General features: G+C 70.4%; 14 protein-coding genes and 3 tRNA genes. 12 read left to right on the top strand and 5 right to left on the bottom strand.

The annotated features are described in order from the left end of the window. Nucleotides 1–186: 186 nt before the first annotated feature. Nucleotides 187–576: a response regulator gene (locus tag ACNKF0_RS19955; protein ID WP_299931080.1), complete on the bottom strand. Its 390-nt coding sequence runs from the start codon at nucleotides 574–576 to the stop codon at nucleotides 187–189. A gap of 161 nt (nucleotides 577–737) precedes the next feature. Here ACNKF0_RS19955 and ACNKF0_RS19950 point away from each other — a divergent pair. The 3 genes from ACNKF0_RS19950 to ACNKF0_RS19940 all read left to right on the top strand — a co-directional run bounded on the left by ACNKF0_RS19950 (nucleotide 738) and on the right by ACNKF0_RS19940 (nucleotide 1445). Beyond that, nucleotides 738–810: transfer RNA gene (locus ACNKF0_RS19950), tRNA-Glu, on the top strand. 103 nt (nucleotides 811–913) lie between these two features. Next, nucleotides 914–990: transfer RNA gene (locus ACNKF0_RS19945), tRNA-Asp, on the top strand. Between the two features lie 101 nt (nucleotides 991–1091). Beyond that, nucleotides 1092–1445, top strand: coding sequence for a metallopeptidase family protein (locus tag ACNKF0_RS19940; protein WP_416954547.1), 354 nt, complete (start codon nucleotides 1092–1094; stop codon nucleotides 1443–1445). Nucleotides 1446–1472: 27 nt separating this feature from the next. On the opposite strand, the gene ACNKF0_RS19935 is transcribed toward ACNKF0_RS19940, so the two are convergent. Further along, a complete protein-coding gene (locus ACNKF0_RS19935) occupies nucleotides 1473–2405 on the bottom strand; it encodes an ATP-binding protein (protein WP_416954546.1) in 933 nt (310 codons plus the stop codon). A gap of 224 nt (nucleotides 2406–2629) precedes the next feature. Here ACNKF0_RS19935 and ACNKF0_RS19930 point away from each other — a divergent pair, with 224 nt between their 5' ends. Beyond that, nucleotides 2630–4117: an NAD(P)/FAD-dependent oxidoreductase gene (locus ACNKF0_RS19930; protein WP_416954545.1), complete on the top strand. Its 1488-nt coding sequence runs from the start codon at nucleotides 2630–2632 to the stop codon at nucleotides 4115–4117. Between the two features lie 37 nt (nucleotides 4118–4154). Here ACNKF0_RS19930 and ACNKF0_RS19925 read toward each other — a convergent pair whose 3' ends face one another. Together ACNKF0_RS19925 and ACNKF0_RS19920 are read right to left on the bottom strand one after the other, a co-directional pair. Beyond that, nucleotides 4155–5216, bottom strand: coding sequence for a phosphatase PAP2 family protein (locus ACNKF0_RS19925; RefSeq protein ID WP_416954544.1), 1062 nt, complete (start codon nucleotides 5214–5216; stop codon nucleotides 4155–4157). 92 nt (nucleotides 5217–5308) lie between these two features. Further along, a tRNA-Lys gene (locus tag ACNKF0_RS19920) sits at nucleotides 5309–5384 on the bottom strand. A 368-nt stretch (nucleotides 5385–5752) separates the two neighbouring features. Between ACNKF0_RS19920 and ACNKF0_RS19915 the strand changes: the two genes are divergently transcribed. Both ACNKF0_RS19915 and ACNKF0_RS19910 read left to right on the top strand, forming a co-directional pair. After that, nucleotides 5753–5956, top strand: coding sequence for a cold-shock protein (locus tag ACNKF0_RS19915; RefSeq protein ID WP_107698594.1), 204 nt, complete (start codon nucleotides 5753–5755; stop codon nucleotides 5954–5956). A gap of 197 nt (nucleotides 5957–6153) precedes the next feature. After that, nucleotides 6154–6315: a hypothetical protein gene (locus tag ACNKF0_RS19910; RefSeq protein WP_299931065.1), complete on the top strand. Its 162-nt coding sequence runs from the start codon at nucleotides 6154–6156 to the stop codon at nucleotides 6313–6315. A gap of 10 nt (nucleotides 6316–6325) precedes the next feature. Here the strand turns inward: ACNKF0_RS19910 and ACNKF0_RS19905 are convergent, their stop codons facing one another. Next, nucleotides 6326–7375: a hypothetical protein gene (locus tag ACNKF0_RS19905; RefSeq protein WP_416954543.1), complete on the bottom strand. Its 1050-nt coding sequence runs from the start codon at nucleotides 7373–7375 to the stop codon at nucleotides 6326–6328. Between the two features lie 40 nt (nucleotides 7376–7415). On the opposite strand from ACNKF0_RS19905, the gene ACNKF0_RS19900 reads away from it, so the two are divergent. The 6 genes from ACNKF0_RS19900 to ACNKF0_RS19875 all read left to right on the top strand — a co-directional run bounded on the left by ACNKF0_RS19900 (nucleotide 7416) and on the right by ACNKF0_RS19875 (nucleotide 13889). Further along, nucleotides 7416–8282: an NUDIX hydrolase gene (locus tag ACNKF0_RS19900; RefSeq protein ID WP_416954542.1), complete on the top strand. Its 867-nt coding sequence runs from the start codon at nucleotides 7416–7418 to the stop codon at nucleotides 8280–8282. Nucleotides 8283–8495: 213 nt separating this feature from the next. Continuing rightward, nucleotides 8496–9629: a phosphate ABC transporter substrate-binding protein PstS gene (gene pstS, locus ACNKF0_RS19895; protein WP_416954541.1), complete on the top strand. Its 1134-nt coding sequence runs from the start codon at nucleotides 8496–8498 to the stop codon at nucleotides 9627–9629. 79 nt (nucleotides 9630–9708) lie between these two features. Beyond that, nucleotides 9709–10665 (top strand): phosphate ABC transporter permease subunit PstC, encoded by a 957-nt coding sequence (gene pstC, locus ACNKF0_RS19890; RefSeq protein WP_416954540.1) that lies wholly within the window; start codon nucleotides 9709–9711, stop codon nucleotides 10663–10665. Next, nucleotides 10662–11750: a phosphate ABC transporter permease PstA gene (gene pstA / locus ACNKF0_RS19885; protein ID WP_416954539.1), complete on the top strand. Its 1089-nt coding sequence runs from the start codon at nucleotides 10662–10664 to the stop codon at nucleotides 11748–11750. Before pstC ends, pstA begins: the two co-directional genes overlap by 4 nt. 40 nt (nucleotides 11751–11790) lie before the next feature. Further along, nucleotides 11791–12570 (top strand): phosphate ABC transporter ATP-binding protein PstB, encoded by a 780-nt coding sequence (gene pstB, locus ACNKF0_RS19880; protein ID WP_416954538.1) that lies wholly within the window; start codon nucleotides 11791–11793, stop codon nucleotides 12568–12570. A gap of 524 nt (nucleotides 12571–13094) precedes the next feature. Next, complete coding sequence (locus ACNKF0_RS19875; protein WP_416954537.1) at nucleotides 13095–13889, top strand: hypothetical protein; 795 nt, start codon at nucleotides 13095–13097, stop codon at nucleotides 13887–13889. Nucleotides 13890–13968 lie beyond the last annotated feature (79 nt).

Here is a 13968-nt window from a genome sequence, read left to right as displayed (position 1 = left end):
CTTGCGGCCGGGGCCCGGGCGCCAGGCGTAGTAGGACTGGGTCTGCTCGGCGGCGCGCTTGGCTTCGATGGCGGTGCGGATGCGGTTCATCATGGTGTTCTCCAGGGGTGGTGGGGTGGAACACGCCGGGTGGCGTGCAGGTGACGACGCGGAGTCCGTGCCCGAGGTGCAGACAGGGGGCCGGGGTCAGGACTCCAAGTCGCGCAGTGTCTCGGCTATCAGGTCGGTCAGCTGCTGGATGCGCAGCGGTTTCTGCATGACGGTCGTGATGCCGAGTTCTTGGAGGACCGCGCGGTTCTCACCGGCCCAGGCGGAGATGACCACGATGCGCAGGTCGGGCGCGACGTCGGGCCGGTCGCGCAGCCAGCGCACCACCTCGACACCGGTCATCCGGGGCATGGTCAGGTCGAGCAGCATGACGTCGAAGCGCTCGCGCTCCAGGACCTCCACCGCGTCCTGGCCGTCGTACGCCGTCGCGGCCTCGTGACCGGCCCGCTCGACCAGGCGGCAGAAGACGTCGCGGATGTCCTCGTTGTCGTCGACCACGAGGAATCGCAGCTGCCGGTCAGTGCTCACGAGTCAAGATTAGTCAAACCTGTGGCAAGTCGTGGCGTGTCTGCGAAAAGTCGTCCACGGGTCGGGCAGTGATCTGTCTCTCGGAGCACGCAGGTTGGGAGCGTCACGGCCGCTGCCCCTATGCTGGGCGCTGCTCGATCGGGTCCGTCCCGGACGAGCTGGCCCCCATCGTCTAGCGGCCCAGGACCCCGCCCTTTCACGGCGGTAGCGCCGGTTCGAATCCGGTTGGGGGTGCGATCCGGTCGGGGGTCGACGCCGATTGGGTGTCGCCGAAGAGCATGGGTTAGAGTTCCACCCGCTTCACCAGCACGACCGGAGGAGCACCAGCACCACACCTGGCCCCGTAGCGCAGTTGGTTAGCGCGCCGCCCTGTCACGGCGGAGGCCGCGGGTTCGAGTCCCGTCGGGGTCGCCAACGCATGACCGGAAGGGTGAGCCACCAGGCTCACCCTTCCGGTCATTTCAGGGCCCACGTGCAGGCGCCGCACCGTTTCGCCGCCGCTCTAGGCTGGCGCCATGCCGATCGACCTCGACCCTGCCGCGTTCGACGCCATGGTCGAGCGGGCCCTCGACGGCCTCCCCGACGACCTCGCCCGGCTCGTGGACAACGTCGTCGTCCTGGTGGAGCCGGAGGCGCCGGCGGACGACCCCGACCTGCTCGGGCTCTACGACGGGCTGGCGCTCACCGAGCGGCCGGCCAACCACGCCGGCATGCTGCCGGACCGGATCCTGCTCTTCCGCGGGCCGCTGCTCGACATGGCCGACACCGTCGAGGACCTCGAGGACGAGGTGCGCATCACGGTCGTCCACGAGGTCGCCCACCACTTCGGGCTCGACGACGGGCGCCTCCACGAGCTCGGCTGGGGCTGACGCCCTCGGCCCGCAGGGGGAGGTGGCTCAGCCGACCCGGCTCGTGGACGGCGACGCCGCGCCCGGACTGCCGCTCCACGGCTGGGCGGCCGCCCCGTCGAGCTGGTGGACCAGCTCGCTGAGCAACCAGTTGTGCAGGGCGCGCTGGCGTGGGGTGCGGGCCATCGACAGCAGCCGCTCGGCCCGGCAGAACGCGTCGGCGACGTCGAACATCTCGGTCATCGTCACGAAGATGGGGCCGGCCTCGCGGACCATCGGGAACGCGACGTCGACGTTGGGCAGCCCGCGCGTCTCCGCCTGCTGGATCTGCTGGCGGAAGGTCTCGGGGAACTGTCGCTCGAAGTTCGCGAACATCGACGTCAGGTCGCCGGCGAGGGGGTAGTCGGACTGGTGCGAGAGCGACAGCAGGCGCAGCTCGCGCCGCAGCTCGTGGTACTGCTGCTCGAGCGAGGTGTAGAGCGGGACGTCGAGGCGCAGGAGGCGTACGTAGACCGCGCCGTCGCTGGTGGGCTCGGGCTGGGAGCGGTCGTGGTGGTCGATGACCCACTCCGCGGACCCGGAGTCGGTCATCTCGTGCGCGGGCTCGAACCAGACGATCTTGCCGTCGGACTCGATCGTCGCGCCCCAGGCGACCGCGCACTGGGCGACCATCGCCAGACCGCGGCCGAAGGTGAGCAGCAGGTCAAGGTCATCGCCCTCGACCGGGGCGGGCGGCACCGGGGGGCGGGGCGAGCCGTCGACCACCTCGATGCGCGGGTGGGAGGCGGTGCCGCGCACGCGGACCTTGTAGGGGGCGGCGGCGTGCAGGATCGCGTTGGCCACCAGCTCCGACACCCCGAGCTCGGCGCACTCCACGAGGTCGGGCCGATCCAGGCGCTGGCACACCTCACCCACCCAGCGACGCGCGTCGGCCGCAGCGCGCGGCGAGGACGCCAGCGTCAACTCGGAGCTCAGCGGCACTGGGACTCTTTTCAAGGGGTGTGCGAGGGGGGCAGGCAGTCCAGTGGAGCGATGATTGCCCACCAGCGGGTGGTTCAAACCTCGACGGCCACCATAGTTTCTTTCCCGTCGGGGTAGTGGTGTGAGCAACCAGACGCGCCCGGCGTTTCGCCCGGTGCACGCCCGAGGAGGAGAATGGAGCTCCCAGTGGACGGCACGACGCACCTTCGACCCCAGGAGCATCCATGACCTCGACCACGACGCAGTCATCCCGTCACAAGGTCGTGGTGATCGGATCCGGCTTCGGCGGCCTCTTCGGCACGAAGGCGCTGCGGAGGTCCGACGTCGACGTCACCGTCATCGCCAAGACCACCCACCACCTCTTCCAGCCGCTGCTCTACCAGGTGGCGACCGGCATCCTGTCCGAGGGCGAGATCGCCCCGCCCACCCGCGAGGTGCTGAGCAGCCAGGACAACGCGACGGTCATCCTCGGCGAGGTCACCGGCATCGACCTCGCCGCCAAGACGGTCACCTCGCAGGTGCTGGGCCGCGACACCGTGACGTCGTACGACTCGCTGCTGGTCGCCGCGGGCGCCGGCCAGTCCTACTTCGGCAACGACCACTTCGCCGAGTTCGCCCCCGGCATGAAGAGCATCGACGACGCCCTCGAGCTGCGCGGCCGCATCTTCGGCGCCTTCGAGATGGCCGAGCTCGGCGCCACCCGCGGCGACGACGTCGACCACCTCCTCACCTTCGTCGTCGTCGGCGCCGGGCCCACCGGCGTGGAGATGGCCGGCCAGATCGCCGAGCTCGCGCACCGCACGCTCCGCAAGGACTTCCGCGCGATCAACACCCGCACCGCGCGCATCGTGCTCATCGACGCCGCCGGCCAGGTGCTGCCGCCCTTCGGCAGCAAGCTCGGCGAGAAGGCCAAGGGCGAGCTGGAGAAGCTCGGCGTCGAGGTCATGCTCGGCGCGATGGTCACCGACGTCGACGAGCGCGGCCTCGACGTGAAGTTCAAGGACGGCCACACCGAGCGGATCAACTCCGTCGCCAAGATCTGGGCCGCCGGCGTGCAGGCCAACCCGCTCGGCAAGACGCTGTCGGAGCAGACGGGCGCCCCGCTCGACCGCGCCGGCCGCATCGCGGTCAACCCCGACCTCACCCTCCCCGGGCACCCCGAGGTGTTCGTCGTCGGCGACATGATCGCCCTCGACAACCTCCCCGGCGTCGCGCAGGTCGCGATCCAGGGTGCGAAGTACGCCGCCAAGGAGATCGACAACCGGCTCGAGGGCAAGGCGCCGCAGCCGCCGTTCAAGTACTTCGACAAGGGCTCGATGGCGATCATCAGCCGCTTCCGCGCGGTCGCGATGGTCGGCAAGCTCCGGCTGACCGGCGTCGTGGCGTGGCTGATGTGGCTGGGCGTCCACCTCGTCTACCTCACCGGCTTCAAGAACCAGGTCTCCGCGCTGATGCGCTGGGCGATCACCTTCATCAGCAACAACCGCTCGGAGCGCACCACCACCGAGCAGCAGATCTTCGCCCGCGCGGCGCTCGCCCGGCTGCGCCGCGGCGCGGCCGACCTGGTCTCCGACCCGGGGATCTACGACGCCACCCGCGCGATGATGGAGGAGACCCGGCGCCAGGAGCTCGAGGCGGCCGCGGCCCACGAGGCCGAGCTCACCGACTCCGGCGTGCGCGGCGTGCCCGCCGACCGGGTCGGCGGCGCCTGAGCCCACGGGCGTACGCCGTCCGCGTGCGCCGTCCGGGTCAGCTCGGGACGGGCTCCTCTGGCGCCCTGCGTCGGAGGTCGTGCCCCGTCACGCGCGCCGCGACGCGGAAGGCGATGATCGCGATCGCGGCCCCGGCGAGGTCGTCGGCGAGGTAGTGCCACCCGAAGTAGAGGGTCGCCACGACCGTGAGGGCGAAGTTGACCCAGAAGACGGTGCGGATCGCCCGGCTGCGCACCGTGGCCTGGGCCATCAGTGCCCACAGCAGGGCGATGGCGGTGTGCAGGCTCGCGAAGCCGGCGACGCCCTGGTAGTCGCCCTCCCCCCACAGGAACCCGTGGCGTGAGTAGACCAGCGAGTCCATCAGGTCGGACGTGGCGTTGGGCGTCAGGTCGCTGGCCAGCCAGGGGTACATGATCCCCGGGCCGAGCGTCGGCAGCAGGTAGTAGGACACCGTGCCGAGCGTCCAGGCGATCCCCTGCGCGGTGACGAACCACCAGCCGTGACCGATGTTGCGTGACCACACCAGCCAGACCGTCACCAGGATCGCCACGAGCGGGATGTAGGCCAGGTAGACGGCGGAGAGCACGTGCGCCGACAGGCCGGTGCCGAGGACGTCCTGCGTCAGGGTCGCGGGGTCGTGGCCGAGCAGCAGGAGGCGGTCCAGCACCCGCAGCTCGCTGTCGTACTTCACCTCGCGCACCAGCGGCAGCAGCGACTTCAGGTTGCGGTAGGCGACGTAGACGACGTAGAAGCCCGAGATGCCGATGACCACCAGCTGCAGGCGGGCACGCGTCCAGTGCGTACGCAGCCGGTGTCGCGCCGCGGCGACGGTGCTGGCCGGGTCGAACCGTCCCTGCCACAGCGCGCGCGGGACCAGGTCCAGGACGATCGCCGTCGCGCACAGCACCGGGAGGCGCACCCACGACGGGCCGAGGAAGCTGCCCTCGGGGTCGGCGACCGGCCGGTCGAGCATCCAGCTGGCGACGAACGTGACCGCGCCGATGAGGGCGGCGTTGGCCACGAGGAACGTGTAGGGGCGCCGCTGCAGCTGCTCGCTCGGGGACGGTGCGTCGAGGACGGCGGCAGAGGGCGCGGACATGTGACTCCGGTCGTGCTGGGGCGGGCGTGAGCGACCATTGTCCCCGGGCCGGGCAAACCCGCCCAGCTCGCGCCGCTGTGATCTCGAACGACTGGTAGGCCTCCAGGGGCTCGAACCCTGAACCAACGGATTAAAAGTCCGCTGCTCTACCAATTGAGCTAGAGGCCCGCGCGGGACTGGCCGCGGCTCCGGCGATCATTCCAGACCCGTCAGCCGCCAGCCGCAGCAGAGTCAGCATCGAGCGCGAGCATGCTGGCGGCGAGGCTGTGATCGATGTGAGCTGACATCAGCGCAGCCGCGTTCGACGGTTGTTCAGCAGCACGTGGTGCACGACCAGTGACGCGGCGCGATTTGTTGGTAGTGTTTGTCATGCAACAGGTGCAAGTTCCAGCAGGTAGACGCCCGCGGAGTTTGTGATCCAACGGCGTTTGTTCTTCGGGCCCTGCCAGCTCGTGAGTCTCAAGCGGCGTGTCACCGCATCTGGTGCGGGTCGTCGAAGTGGCGACTCCCGCCCCTACAGAGGAGTAACGAGCATCATGGCTCAGGGCACCGTTAAGTGGTTCAACGCCGAGAAGGGTTTCGGCTTCATTGCGCAGGAGGACGGCGGCGACGACGTCTTCGTGCACTACTCGGCCATCCAGACCAACGGCTACAAGTCGCTGGACGAGAACCAGAAGGTCGAGTTCGACGTCACGCAGGGCCCCAAGGGCCCGCAGGCGGAGAACGTCCGTCCGGTCTGATCGGCTGACGCCGGATCTGTTCCAGATCTGATCAAGAGTCTGGCTCCTCCCCCTCAGTGGGGTGGGGCCAGACTCGATTTCGGGGCACACTTGACACGTTCGGGTCATGTCGCGGCGCACACGCATCCGTCAGACTTGGAGCGAAGACCTAGGGTCGAATGGCCCGCACGACCACCACAGACGTCAGGAGGGTGACGATGCACGACCAGTTCGACGTGACCCTCGAGGACGGCGACCTCCTCGGCGAGGTCGAGCTGACCACCACGCTGATCATCGCTGCGAGCGAGTCCGAGGAGCACCTCTCCCAGGAGGAGATCGACCGCATCCTCGGAGTCACGCCCCGCAAGCCGCAGGACTGACGGCCGCCGCTCAGCAGGTGGCGAACAGCACCGGGCCGCTCGTGAGGTCCGAGAGCACGTAGGTGCCCGGGCTCGGACGCAGGTCCAGCACCACCTCCCTGCCCTCCGAGCCGGCCCGCTCGACCGAGAACCGGTCGGCGAACTCCCCTCCCTGCCCGGGCGCGGGTCCCGCCGCGAGCCGGGCGCGGGCCTCCGCGTCGCCGGGCGCGTCGTCGGCGTCCTCGACCTGCATCACGGCGCGTACGGCGCCTCCCGGCAGCACGCCCATCGCGAAGCCGGTCAGCGGATGGACGTCGCCCGCCGCCTCCACGAGCTGGTCGGCCTCGGCCTGGGCGTCGTCGTCGGCCTGCGACATCGCGAGGTGCTCACAGGCGTACGCGCCGTCGTACACCGCCGCGGTCAGGGGCTCCTCCAGCGATCCCGCCAGCTCGGCCAGGTCCTCGGGTCCGTCGTCGCCCTCCAGCACCGCCTCGAGGTAGGGCGCCTGGTCGGAGGTCAGCACGAGGCCCTCGTCGGCGAGCAGCGCGACGTGCTGCAGCTCCGGGGTCAGCATCGCGCCCGTCCCGGCCAGCACGTCGGGGCCGCCGACCCACACGCCGTCGGCCTCCTCGGGCTCGGTCCAGCCCAGGTCGGCCAGGCGGTCGGCCACCGCGTCCAGGTCCACGCCGTCGTCGACACCCAGCACTTCGACCGCGCCCGAGCCGGACTGGGCGAACAGCTCCCACGAGACGGTGGCGGGGGAGAAGCCCAGCTGGTCCTGCATCGCCCCGGCCGACGTGCCGAGCGCCGACATCGAGGACAGGTCGGCGGCGAAGGCGTCGGACAGGAAGGCGTCGACCTGCCCGGCCGAGGAGCCGGCGTCGACGTCGGCGCCCAGCTCACGGCGTACGCCCTCCCAGTCCGTCCACGAGAAGCGCGTCGCGTCGTCGGGAGCCAGCTCCATCGCCCGCGCCAGGGGAGTCGCGGGCGCCAGCGCGCGCCAGGCGACGAGACCGGCGGCCGCCAGCGCGAGGACCACCACGACGGCCAGCGCCAGGCGCGGCACGACACGATGTGGCACAGGGCTCCTCGCGGGGTCGGGTGGGTGTGAGACTACTTCCATGGAGCCCCGCGACGTGCGCGCTGCCGGTGCCGTGGTGACCCGCAAGGGCGGCGAGGTGCTCCTGGTGCACCGCCCGAAGTACGACGACTGGTCCTTCCCCAAGGGCAAGCTCGACCCGGGGGAGCACGTCGTGACCGCGGCGGTGCGCGAGGTGGCCGAGGAGACCGGGCTCGACGTACGCCTCGGGCCGGCCCTGGCGCAGCAGCGCTACCGGATGTCCAACGGCCGCTGGAAGTCGGTCGACTACTGGACCGCCCGGGTCGTCGGCAGCGACGACGTCTCCCGCTACCGGCCCAACGCCGAGATCGACGCCGTCGAGTGGGTGCCGTGGAAGGACGCGGAGCAGCGCCTGACCTACCCCTACGACCGCGACACCCTGGCCGAGGCGCGCCCGCTGCGACGTCGTACCCGCACGCTCGTCGTGCTCCGCCACGCAAAGGCGCGCTCCCGCAGTGCGTGGCGCAAGGACGACCGGCTGCGCCCCCTCATCAGGCTCGGCGAGACGCAGGCGCAGCGGCTGGTGCCGCTCCTGGCCGCCTTCGACGTGATGGCCGTCCACACCTCCTCCAGCGCCCGCTGCGTGCAGACGGTGGTGCCGTACGCCGACGTGACCGGCTGGCCGCTGGAGCTCCACGACGAGCTGAGCGAGGAGGGCGCCACGCTGGAGGGCGTCGTGGACCTCGTCGACGACCTCCTCGGCGGCGGCCTCGGCAGCGGTGGCGCCGTCCTGTGCACCCACCGGCCCGTGCTGCCGACGGTGCTCGACGCCCTGCAGGTTCCGGACGTGGCGCTCGAGCCCGGGGCGATGCTGGTGGTGCACCACCGCAAGGGCAAGGTCGTGGCGACGGAGCTCCTCGCGCCCTGAGGTTCGCGTCCTGGCGCTTGTATTCCTGGCGGGGCCGCCCGTCAAGGCCGCCCGCACGAGTTCATGTGATCGTCGTCATACGCCCGAACGGGTGATGCCAACCGGTCCGGCCGAGTTCACCGCCCGTTCACCGACGGCGCCGTGGTCGTTCTCCTGAGGTGCCTACGTTCCTCATCGTCAGCACTCATCAGACTTCCATCAGGAGCACCCGAAGTGAATCGCACTTCCTTCCGCAAGCTGCTCGCCCCGAGCGTCACCGTGCTTGCCCTCTCCATCTCCCTCGCTGCGTGTGGCGGTGGCAACTCGGCGGACGACGCGTCCGCCGAGACCGGCGACTCCGAGGCCAGCGGTGACTTCGCGGACCTGTCCGGCGAGCTCGCCATCGGCGGTGCCTCCTCGCAGGAGTCCGCGCAGAACGCCTGGATGGTCGGCTTCGGCGAGGTCGCGCCCGGCGTGACCGTCTCCTACGACCCGGTGGGCTCCGGCGGCGGCCGCGAGAACTTCATCTCCGGTGGCTTCCCGACCGCGGGCACCGACTCCTACCTCGACGACGAGGAGGGCGAGCTCAGCGCCGCGACCGAGACCTGCGGCTCCGAGCCGATCACCATCCCCAACTACGTCTCGCCGATCGCGGTCATCTACAACCTCGAGGGCGTCGACGACCTCAACCTCTCCCCGGAGACCCTCGCGGGCATCTTCGCCGGCGACATCACCAGCTGGGACGACGAGGCGATCGCCGCGGACAACCCGAACGCCGACCTGCCGAGCGAGACCATCACCCCCGTCCACCGCTCCGACGAGTCCGGCACCACGGGCAACTTCACCAACTACCTCTCCACGGTCGCCGGCGACGCCTGGACCTTCGGCGAGATCGAGCAGTGGCCCAACGAGGCCGGCGGCGAGGGCGGCAAGGGCACCTCCGGTGTCGTGCAGGTCGTCACCGACGCCCCCAACACCATCGGCTACGCCGACGCCAGCCAGGCCGGCGGCCTGGGCCAGGCCAACATCGGTGTCGGCGAGGAGTTCGTCGCGCCGAGCGCCGAGGCGGCCGCCAAGATCTTCGAGGTCTCGCCCCGCGTCGACGAGGGCTCGTCGGTCAACATGGCCTACGACCTCGACTACACGACCGAGGAGGCCGGGGTCTACCCGATCGTCCTGACGTCCTACATGATCGCCTGCGAGACCTACGACGACGAGGCCACCGCGGCCAACGTCAAGGGCTACCTCTCCTACATCCTCAGCGAGGAGGGCCAGGAGATCGGCCAGAGCGAGGCCGGCTCGGCCCCGCTCACCGACACGGTGATCAGCGAGGCCCAGGCCATCGTCGAGACCATCTCGGCCGGCTGAGCATCCACAGCACCACGGCGGGGGTCGGGCCCACGAGGCCCGGCCCCTTCCGACACGTCGTCACCCAGGAGGAACGCCGATGACAACCGCGATCCGTGAGCCCGAGCAGCAGCAGGAGCAGCAGCCCCGGGCCAGGACCACCCGTGTGGGGGACGCGGTCTTCCGCCGCGCCACGCTCGGGGCGGCCCTGCTCGTCGTCGCCCTCCTGGCCGGCGTCGCGATCTTCCTGGTGATCCAGGGACTGCCCGCGCTCGAGGCCGCGGGCGACCAGGCCTACGGCAAGCCCAGCGTGTGGTCGTACGTCGGCCCGCTGCTGTTCGGCACGATCCTGTCGTCCGCCCTCGCGATGATCATCGTGACGCCGCTGGCCATCGGGCTCGCGCTGGTGATCTCGCACTACGCGCCCCGGAGGGTGGCGAAGCCCGTCGGCTACCTCGTCGACCTGCTGGCGGCCGTGCCGTCGGTGGTCTTCGGGCTGTGGGGCATCGCGGTGCTGGCCCCGCGCATGGTCCCGTTCTTCGACTGGCTCAACAGCTGGTTCGGTTGGATCCCGCTGTTCGGCGGACCCGTGTCCAGCTCCGGACGGACGCTGCTGACGGCCTCGGTGGTGCTCGCCCTGATGGCGCTGCCGATCGTGACCGCCATCCTGCGCGAGATCTTCGCCCAGACGCCGACGATGCAGCAGGAGGCCGCGCTCGCGCTGGGTGCGACCCGCTGGGAGATGATCCGCCTGGCCGTGCTGCCGTACGCCCGGTCGGGCATCGTGGCCGCGCTGCTGCTCGGCCTGGGCCGCGCGCTCGGCGAGACGATGGCCGTGGCGATGGTGCTCTCGGCCACCGGTGCGATCATCAGCTTCGACGTGATCTCGTCCTCCAACTCCAACACCATCGCGGCGAGCATCGCCAACAACTACGCCAACGCCGCGGGCCTCAAGATCAACGTGCTGATCTTCGCCGGCCTCGCGCTCTTCGTCCTGACGTTCGTCGTCAACTTCCTGGGCCGCTACGTCGCGACCCGCGGGCAGGTGAAGGCATGAACCCCCCGACCGACATCCAGACCCCCACGTCCGACCAGCTCGAGCCGCTGATGGGCGGCACGCTCCCGCGGATCGCTCCCGTGCTGGTGGGCGTGTGCTCCCTCGCGCTCGGCGTCCTCGCCTGGCTCCTCGGCGTCAGCCTCGCGGTCGGCGTCGTGATCGCGTGGCTCGCCTACGTCGTCGGCTACACGGTGTGGTCGCGCAGCGTCGAGGGCTCGCGCAAGGCCACCGACGCGCTGATGCGGACCCTCATGTGGACCGCCTTCGCGGCGGCGATGCTGCCGCTGGTCAGCCTCATCTGGACGGTGGTCGCCCGCGGCCTCCCGGTGCTGACGCCGCAGTTCCTCAACGACGACATGAGCGGGCGTGCCCTGCTCGGCGTCGGTGGTGGCATCTACCACGCCATCATGGGCACGGTCATGGTGACGGCGATCGCCGCGATCATCGCGATCCCGATCGGACTGTTCACCGCGATCTACCTCGTCGAGTACGGCAAGAACAACCGCCTCGCGAAGATCATCACCTTCCTCGTCGACGTGATGACCGGCATCCCGTCGATCGTCGCCGGGCTCTTCGCCATCGCCCTGTTCATCGTCGTGACCGGCGACCCGCTCCCGCGCCTGGGCATCGGCGGCGCGATCGCGCTCGCGCTCCTCATGCTGCCGACCGTCATCCGGTCGGTGGAGGAGATGCTGAAGCTCGTGCCCGACGACCTGCGCGAGGCGTCGTACGCCCTCGGGGTGCCGCGGTGGCGCACGATCGTCAAGGTCGTCCTGCCGACCGCCGTCGCCGGCATCGTCACTGGCATCACGCTGGCGATCGCGCGCGTCGCGGGTGAGACCGCTCCGCTCCTGCTGATCCTCGGCACGGCTCGGGTGGCCAACTGGAACCCGTTCAGCGGCCCGGTGCAGACCCTGCCGGTCTACATCTTCCAGTCGCTCGGCCAGACCACGCACTTCAAGTACGGCGAGATCTGGACCGACCGCGTCTGGGGCGCCGCCCTCTTCCTCATCATCATCGTCATGTCGCTCAACCTCATCGCGCGGGTCGTCGGCAAGGCGTTCGCCCCCAAGACCGGCCGCTGAGCCGCTCGCACACGTAGCAAACCAAGGAGTCACCCCCACCATGGCCAAGAGCATCGACGTCTCCGACCTCGACATCTACTACGGCGACTTCCTCGCCGTCGAGGGCGTCAACATGCACATCAAGGCGCGTTCGGTGACCGCCTTCATCGGCCCCTCGGGCTGCGGCAAGTCGACCATGCTGCGCTCGCTCAACCGGATGCACGAGGTGATCCCGGGCGCGCGCGTGGAGGGCAAGGTGACCGTCGACGGGCAGTCGCTCTACGACAGCGCCGTCGACCCGGTCGCCGTACGCCGCCAGATCGGCATGGTCTTCCAGCGGCCGAACCCGTTCCCGACGATGTCGATCTACGAGAACGTCCTGGCCGGCAACCGCCTCAACGCCAAGAAGATGAAGAAGGGCGAGGCCGACGAGATCGTCGAGCGCTCGCTCAAGGGCGCGAACCTCTGGAACGAGGTCAAGGACCGCCTCGACAAGCCCGGCATGGGTCTCTCCGGTGGCCAGCAGCAGCGTCTCTGCATCGCCCGCGCGATCGCCGTCGAGCCGCAGGTGCTGCTGATGGACGAGCCGTGCTCGGCGCTCGACCCGATCTCGACCTCCGCGATCGAGGACCTGATCCACGAGCTGAAGTCCGACTACACGATCGTCATCGTCACCCACAACATGCAGCAGGCCGCCCGCGTCTCCGACGAGACCGGCTTCTTCAACCTCAAGGCCGCCGGCGAGCCCGGCCACCTCGTGGAGTTCAACGCGACGCCCAAGATGTTCGCCAACCCCGACAACGAGTCCACCGAGGCCTACATCTCCGGCCGCTTCGGCTGAGCGCCCCTCCGGGCCGGGGTGGCCCGGCGCGTCCTGGTGGTCCGATCGGGGGTTCGTCCCACCAGGGCGTCCCGGGCCACCCCCGTCTCGCACGTCGGGCTCCGGGTCCGCCCGGTGGCCCGGGCTGCGTCATACGAATCCGGACCCATGGGTGCGGGTGGGTATGACGTCCCGACGCCGGCCAGCTCCCGTCATCCCGATCGGAACCCATGCGTGCGGCTTCGCATGACGCTCGGCGGCCCGGCTCGGGATGACTGGCCTCGATCCGTCCACAGGCCGCGCGGCGGGCGGGTGATCCACAGCCGAGGATGCAGTGCGTGGCGGGCGAACGTCGACATCGCGACCGTGGACGAGTGACCCCACGTACTGCACCCCGCACCGCATCGCTGAGAGCGGCCCGCCGCCTACGGGCGGAAAGGCTGGCCGGCGCGCAGGCTGGGGCAGTCGCGCGGCGCCAGCTGTACGCCGCCGGCATCACGCGGGCGGAGGTGCGGGCCAACATCAGGGCCCGGAGGTGGCAGGTGGTGGGGCGGCACGTCGTCGTGGTGCACACCGGTCCGCTCGCGCTCGACACCACGCTGTGGGCGGCCCAGCTGTCGGGTGGTCCACGCGCGCGTCTCGACGGTGCGTCGTCCCTGATCGCTGCTGGCCTCAAGGGGTTCGACATCGACCGCCATCGGGTGTCGGTCCCGCGCGGCGCCAGGGTGTTCCGCGACCGCGTCGTCGACGTCCGCCAGACGCGCCGGTGGAGGGCCGACGACCTCGTCACTGGTGGGGGACCGCCGCGCACGCGCGCCGAGGTCGCCGCTGTCCGCGGTGCCCTGTGGGCGCGCAGTGACCGGCAGGCTGCACTCCTGCTCACGATGGTGGTCCAACAGAGGATCGTGCCGGCAGACCGGATCGGACGCGCCCTCCTCCAGGTGAAGCGCGATCCTCGGCTGACGTTCGTGATGGACGTGGTGGCCGACCTGCTGGGCGGGGCGCAGAGCCTCGCCGAGCTCGACTTCGCCCGCGAGTGCCGCCGGCGTGGCTTCCCCGAGCCGACGCGCCAGGTCGTACGGCGAGGCAAGGACGGCCGCTACTACCTCGATGTGTTCTGGGAGGAGTGGGGGGTCGTCGTCGAGATCGATGGCATTCAGCACGTCCTCGCGCAGGAGGTCGTCGCAGACGCGCTGCGGCACAACGACGTGACCTTGGACAACCTCACGGTCCTCCGGCTTCCGGTCCTCGGTCTCCGCGTCGCAGCGGACGAGTTCTTCGACCAGATCGAGCGTGCGCTGGTCGGCGCCGGCTGGTCAGGTCTCGACCCCGCGGCCTGAGCGCTCGGCGTACGCCGGATCCGCGCTCCCCCCTTGGTTGGGCGGCGGCGTCGTCCAGATTCTCGAGCGTCATACGGAT

Source organism: Nocardioides sp. T5, from assembly GCF_048161455.1.
In the GTDB taxonomy this organism is placed as follows: Bacteria; Actinomycetota; Actinomycetes; order Propionibacteriales; family Nocardioidaceae; genus Nocardioides.
This window is presented reverse-complemented; position numbering and strand designations above follow the sequence as displayed.

Bases quoted from the DNA above. Each gene is read 5' to 3' on its own strand.
- pstA (WP_416954539.1), top strand. From the start codon at position 10,662: ATGAACCCCCCGACCGACATCCAGACCCCCACGTCCGACCAGCTCGAG.
- ACNKF0_RS19930 (WP_416954545.1), top strand. From the start codon at position 2,630: ATGACCTCGACCACGACGCAGTCATCCCGTCACAAGGTCGTGGTGATC.
- ACNKF0_RS19925 (WP_416954544.1), bottom strand. From the start codon at position 5,216: ATGTCCGCGCCCTCTGCCGCCGTCCTCGACGCACCGTCCCCGAGCGAG.
- ACNKF0_RS19915 (WP_107698594.1), top strand. From the start codon at position 5,753: ATGGCTCAGGGCACCGTTAAGTGGTTCAACGCCGAGAAGGGTTTCGGC.
- ACNKF0_RS19940 (WP_416954547.1), top strand. From the start codon at position 1,092: ATGCCGATCGACCTCGACCCTGCCGCGTTCGACGCCATGGTCGAGCGG.
- pstB (WP_416954538.1), top strand. From the start codon at position 11,791: ATGGCCAAGAGCATCGACGTCTCCGACCTCGACATCTACTACGGCGAC.
- pstC (WP_416954540.1), top strand. From the start codon at position 9,709: ATGACAACCGCGATCCGTGAGCCCGAGCAGCAGCAGGAGCAGCAGCCC.
- ACNKF0_RS19900 (WP_416954542.1), top strand. From the start codon at position 7,416: ATGGAGCCCCGCGACGTGCGCGCTGCCGGTGCCGTGGTGACCCGCAAG.
- ACNKF0_RS19910 (WP_299931065.1), top strand. From the start codon at position 6,154: ATGCACGACCAGTTCGACGTGACCCTCGAGGACGGCGACCTCCTCGGC.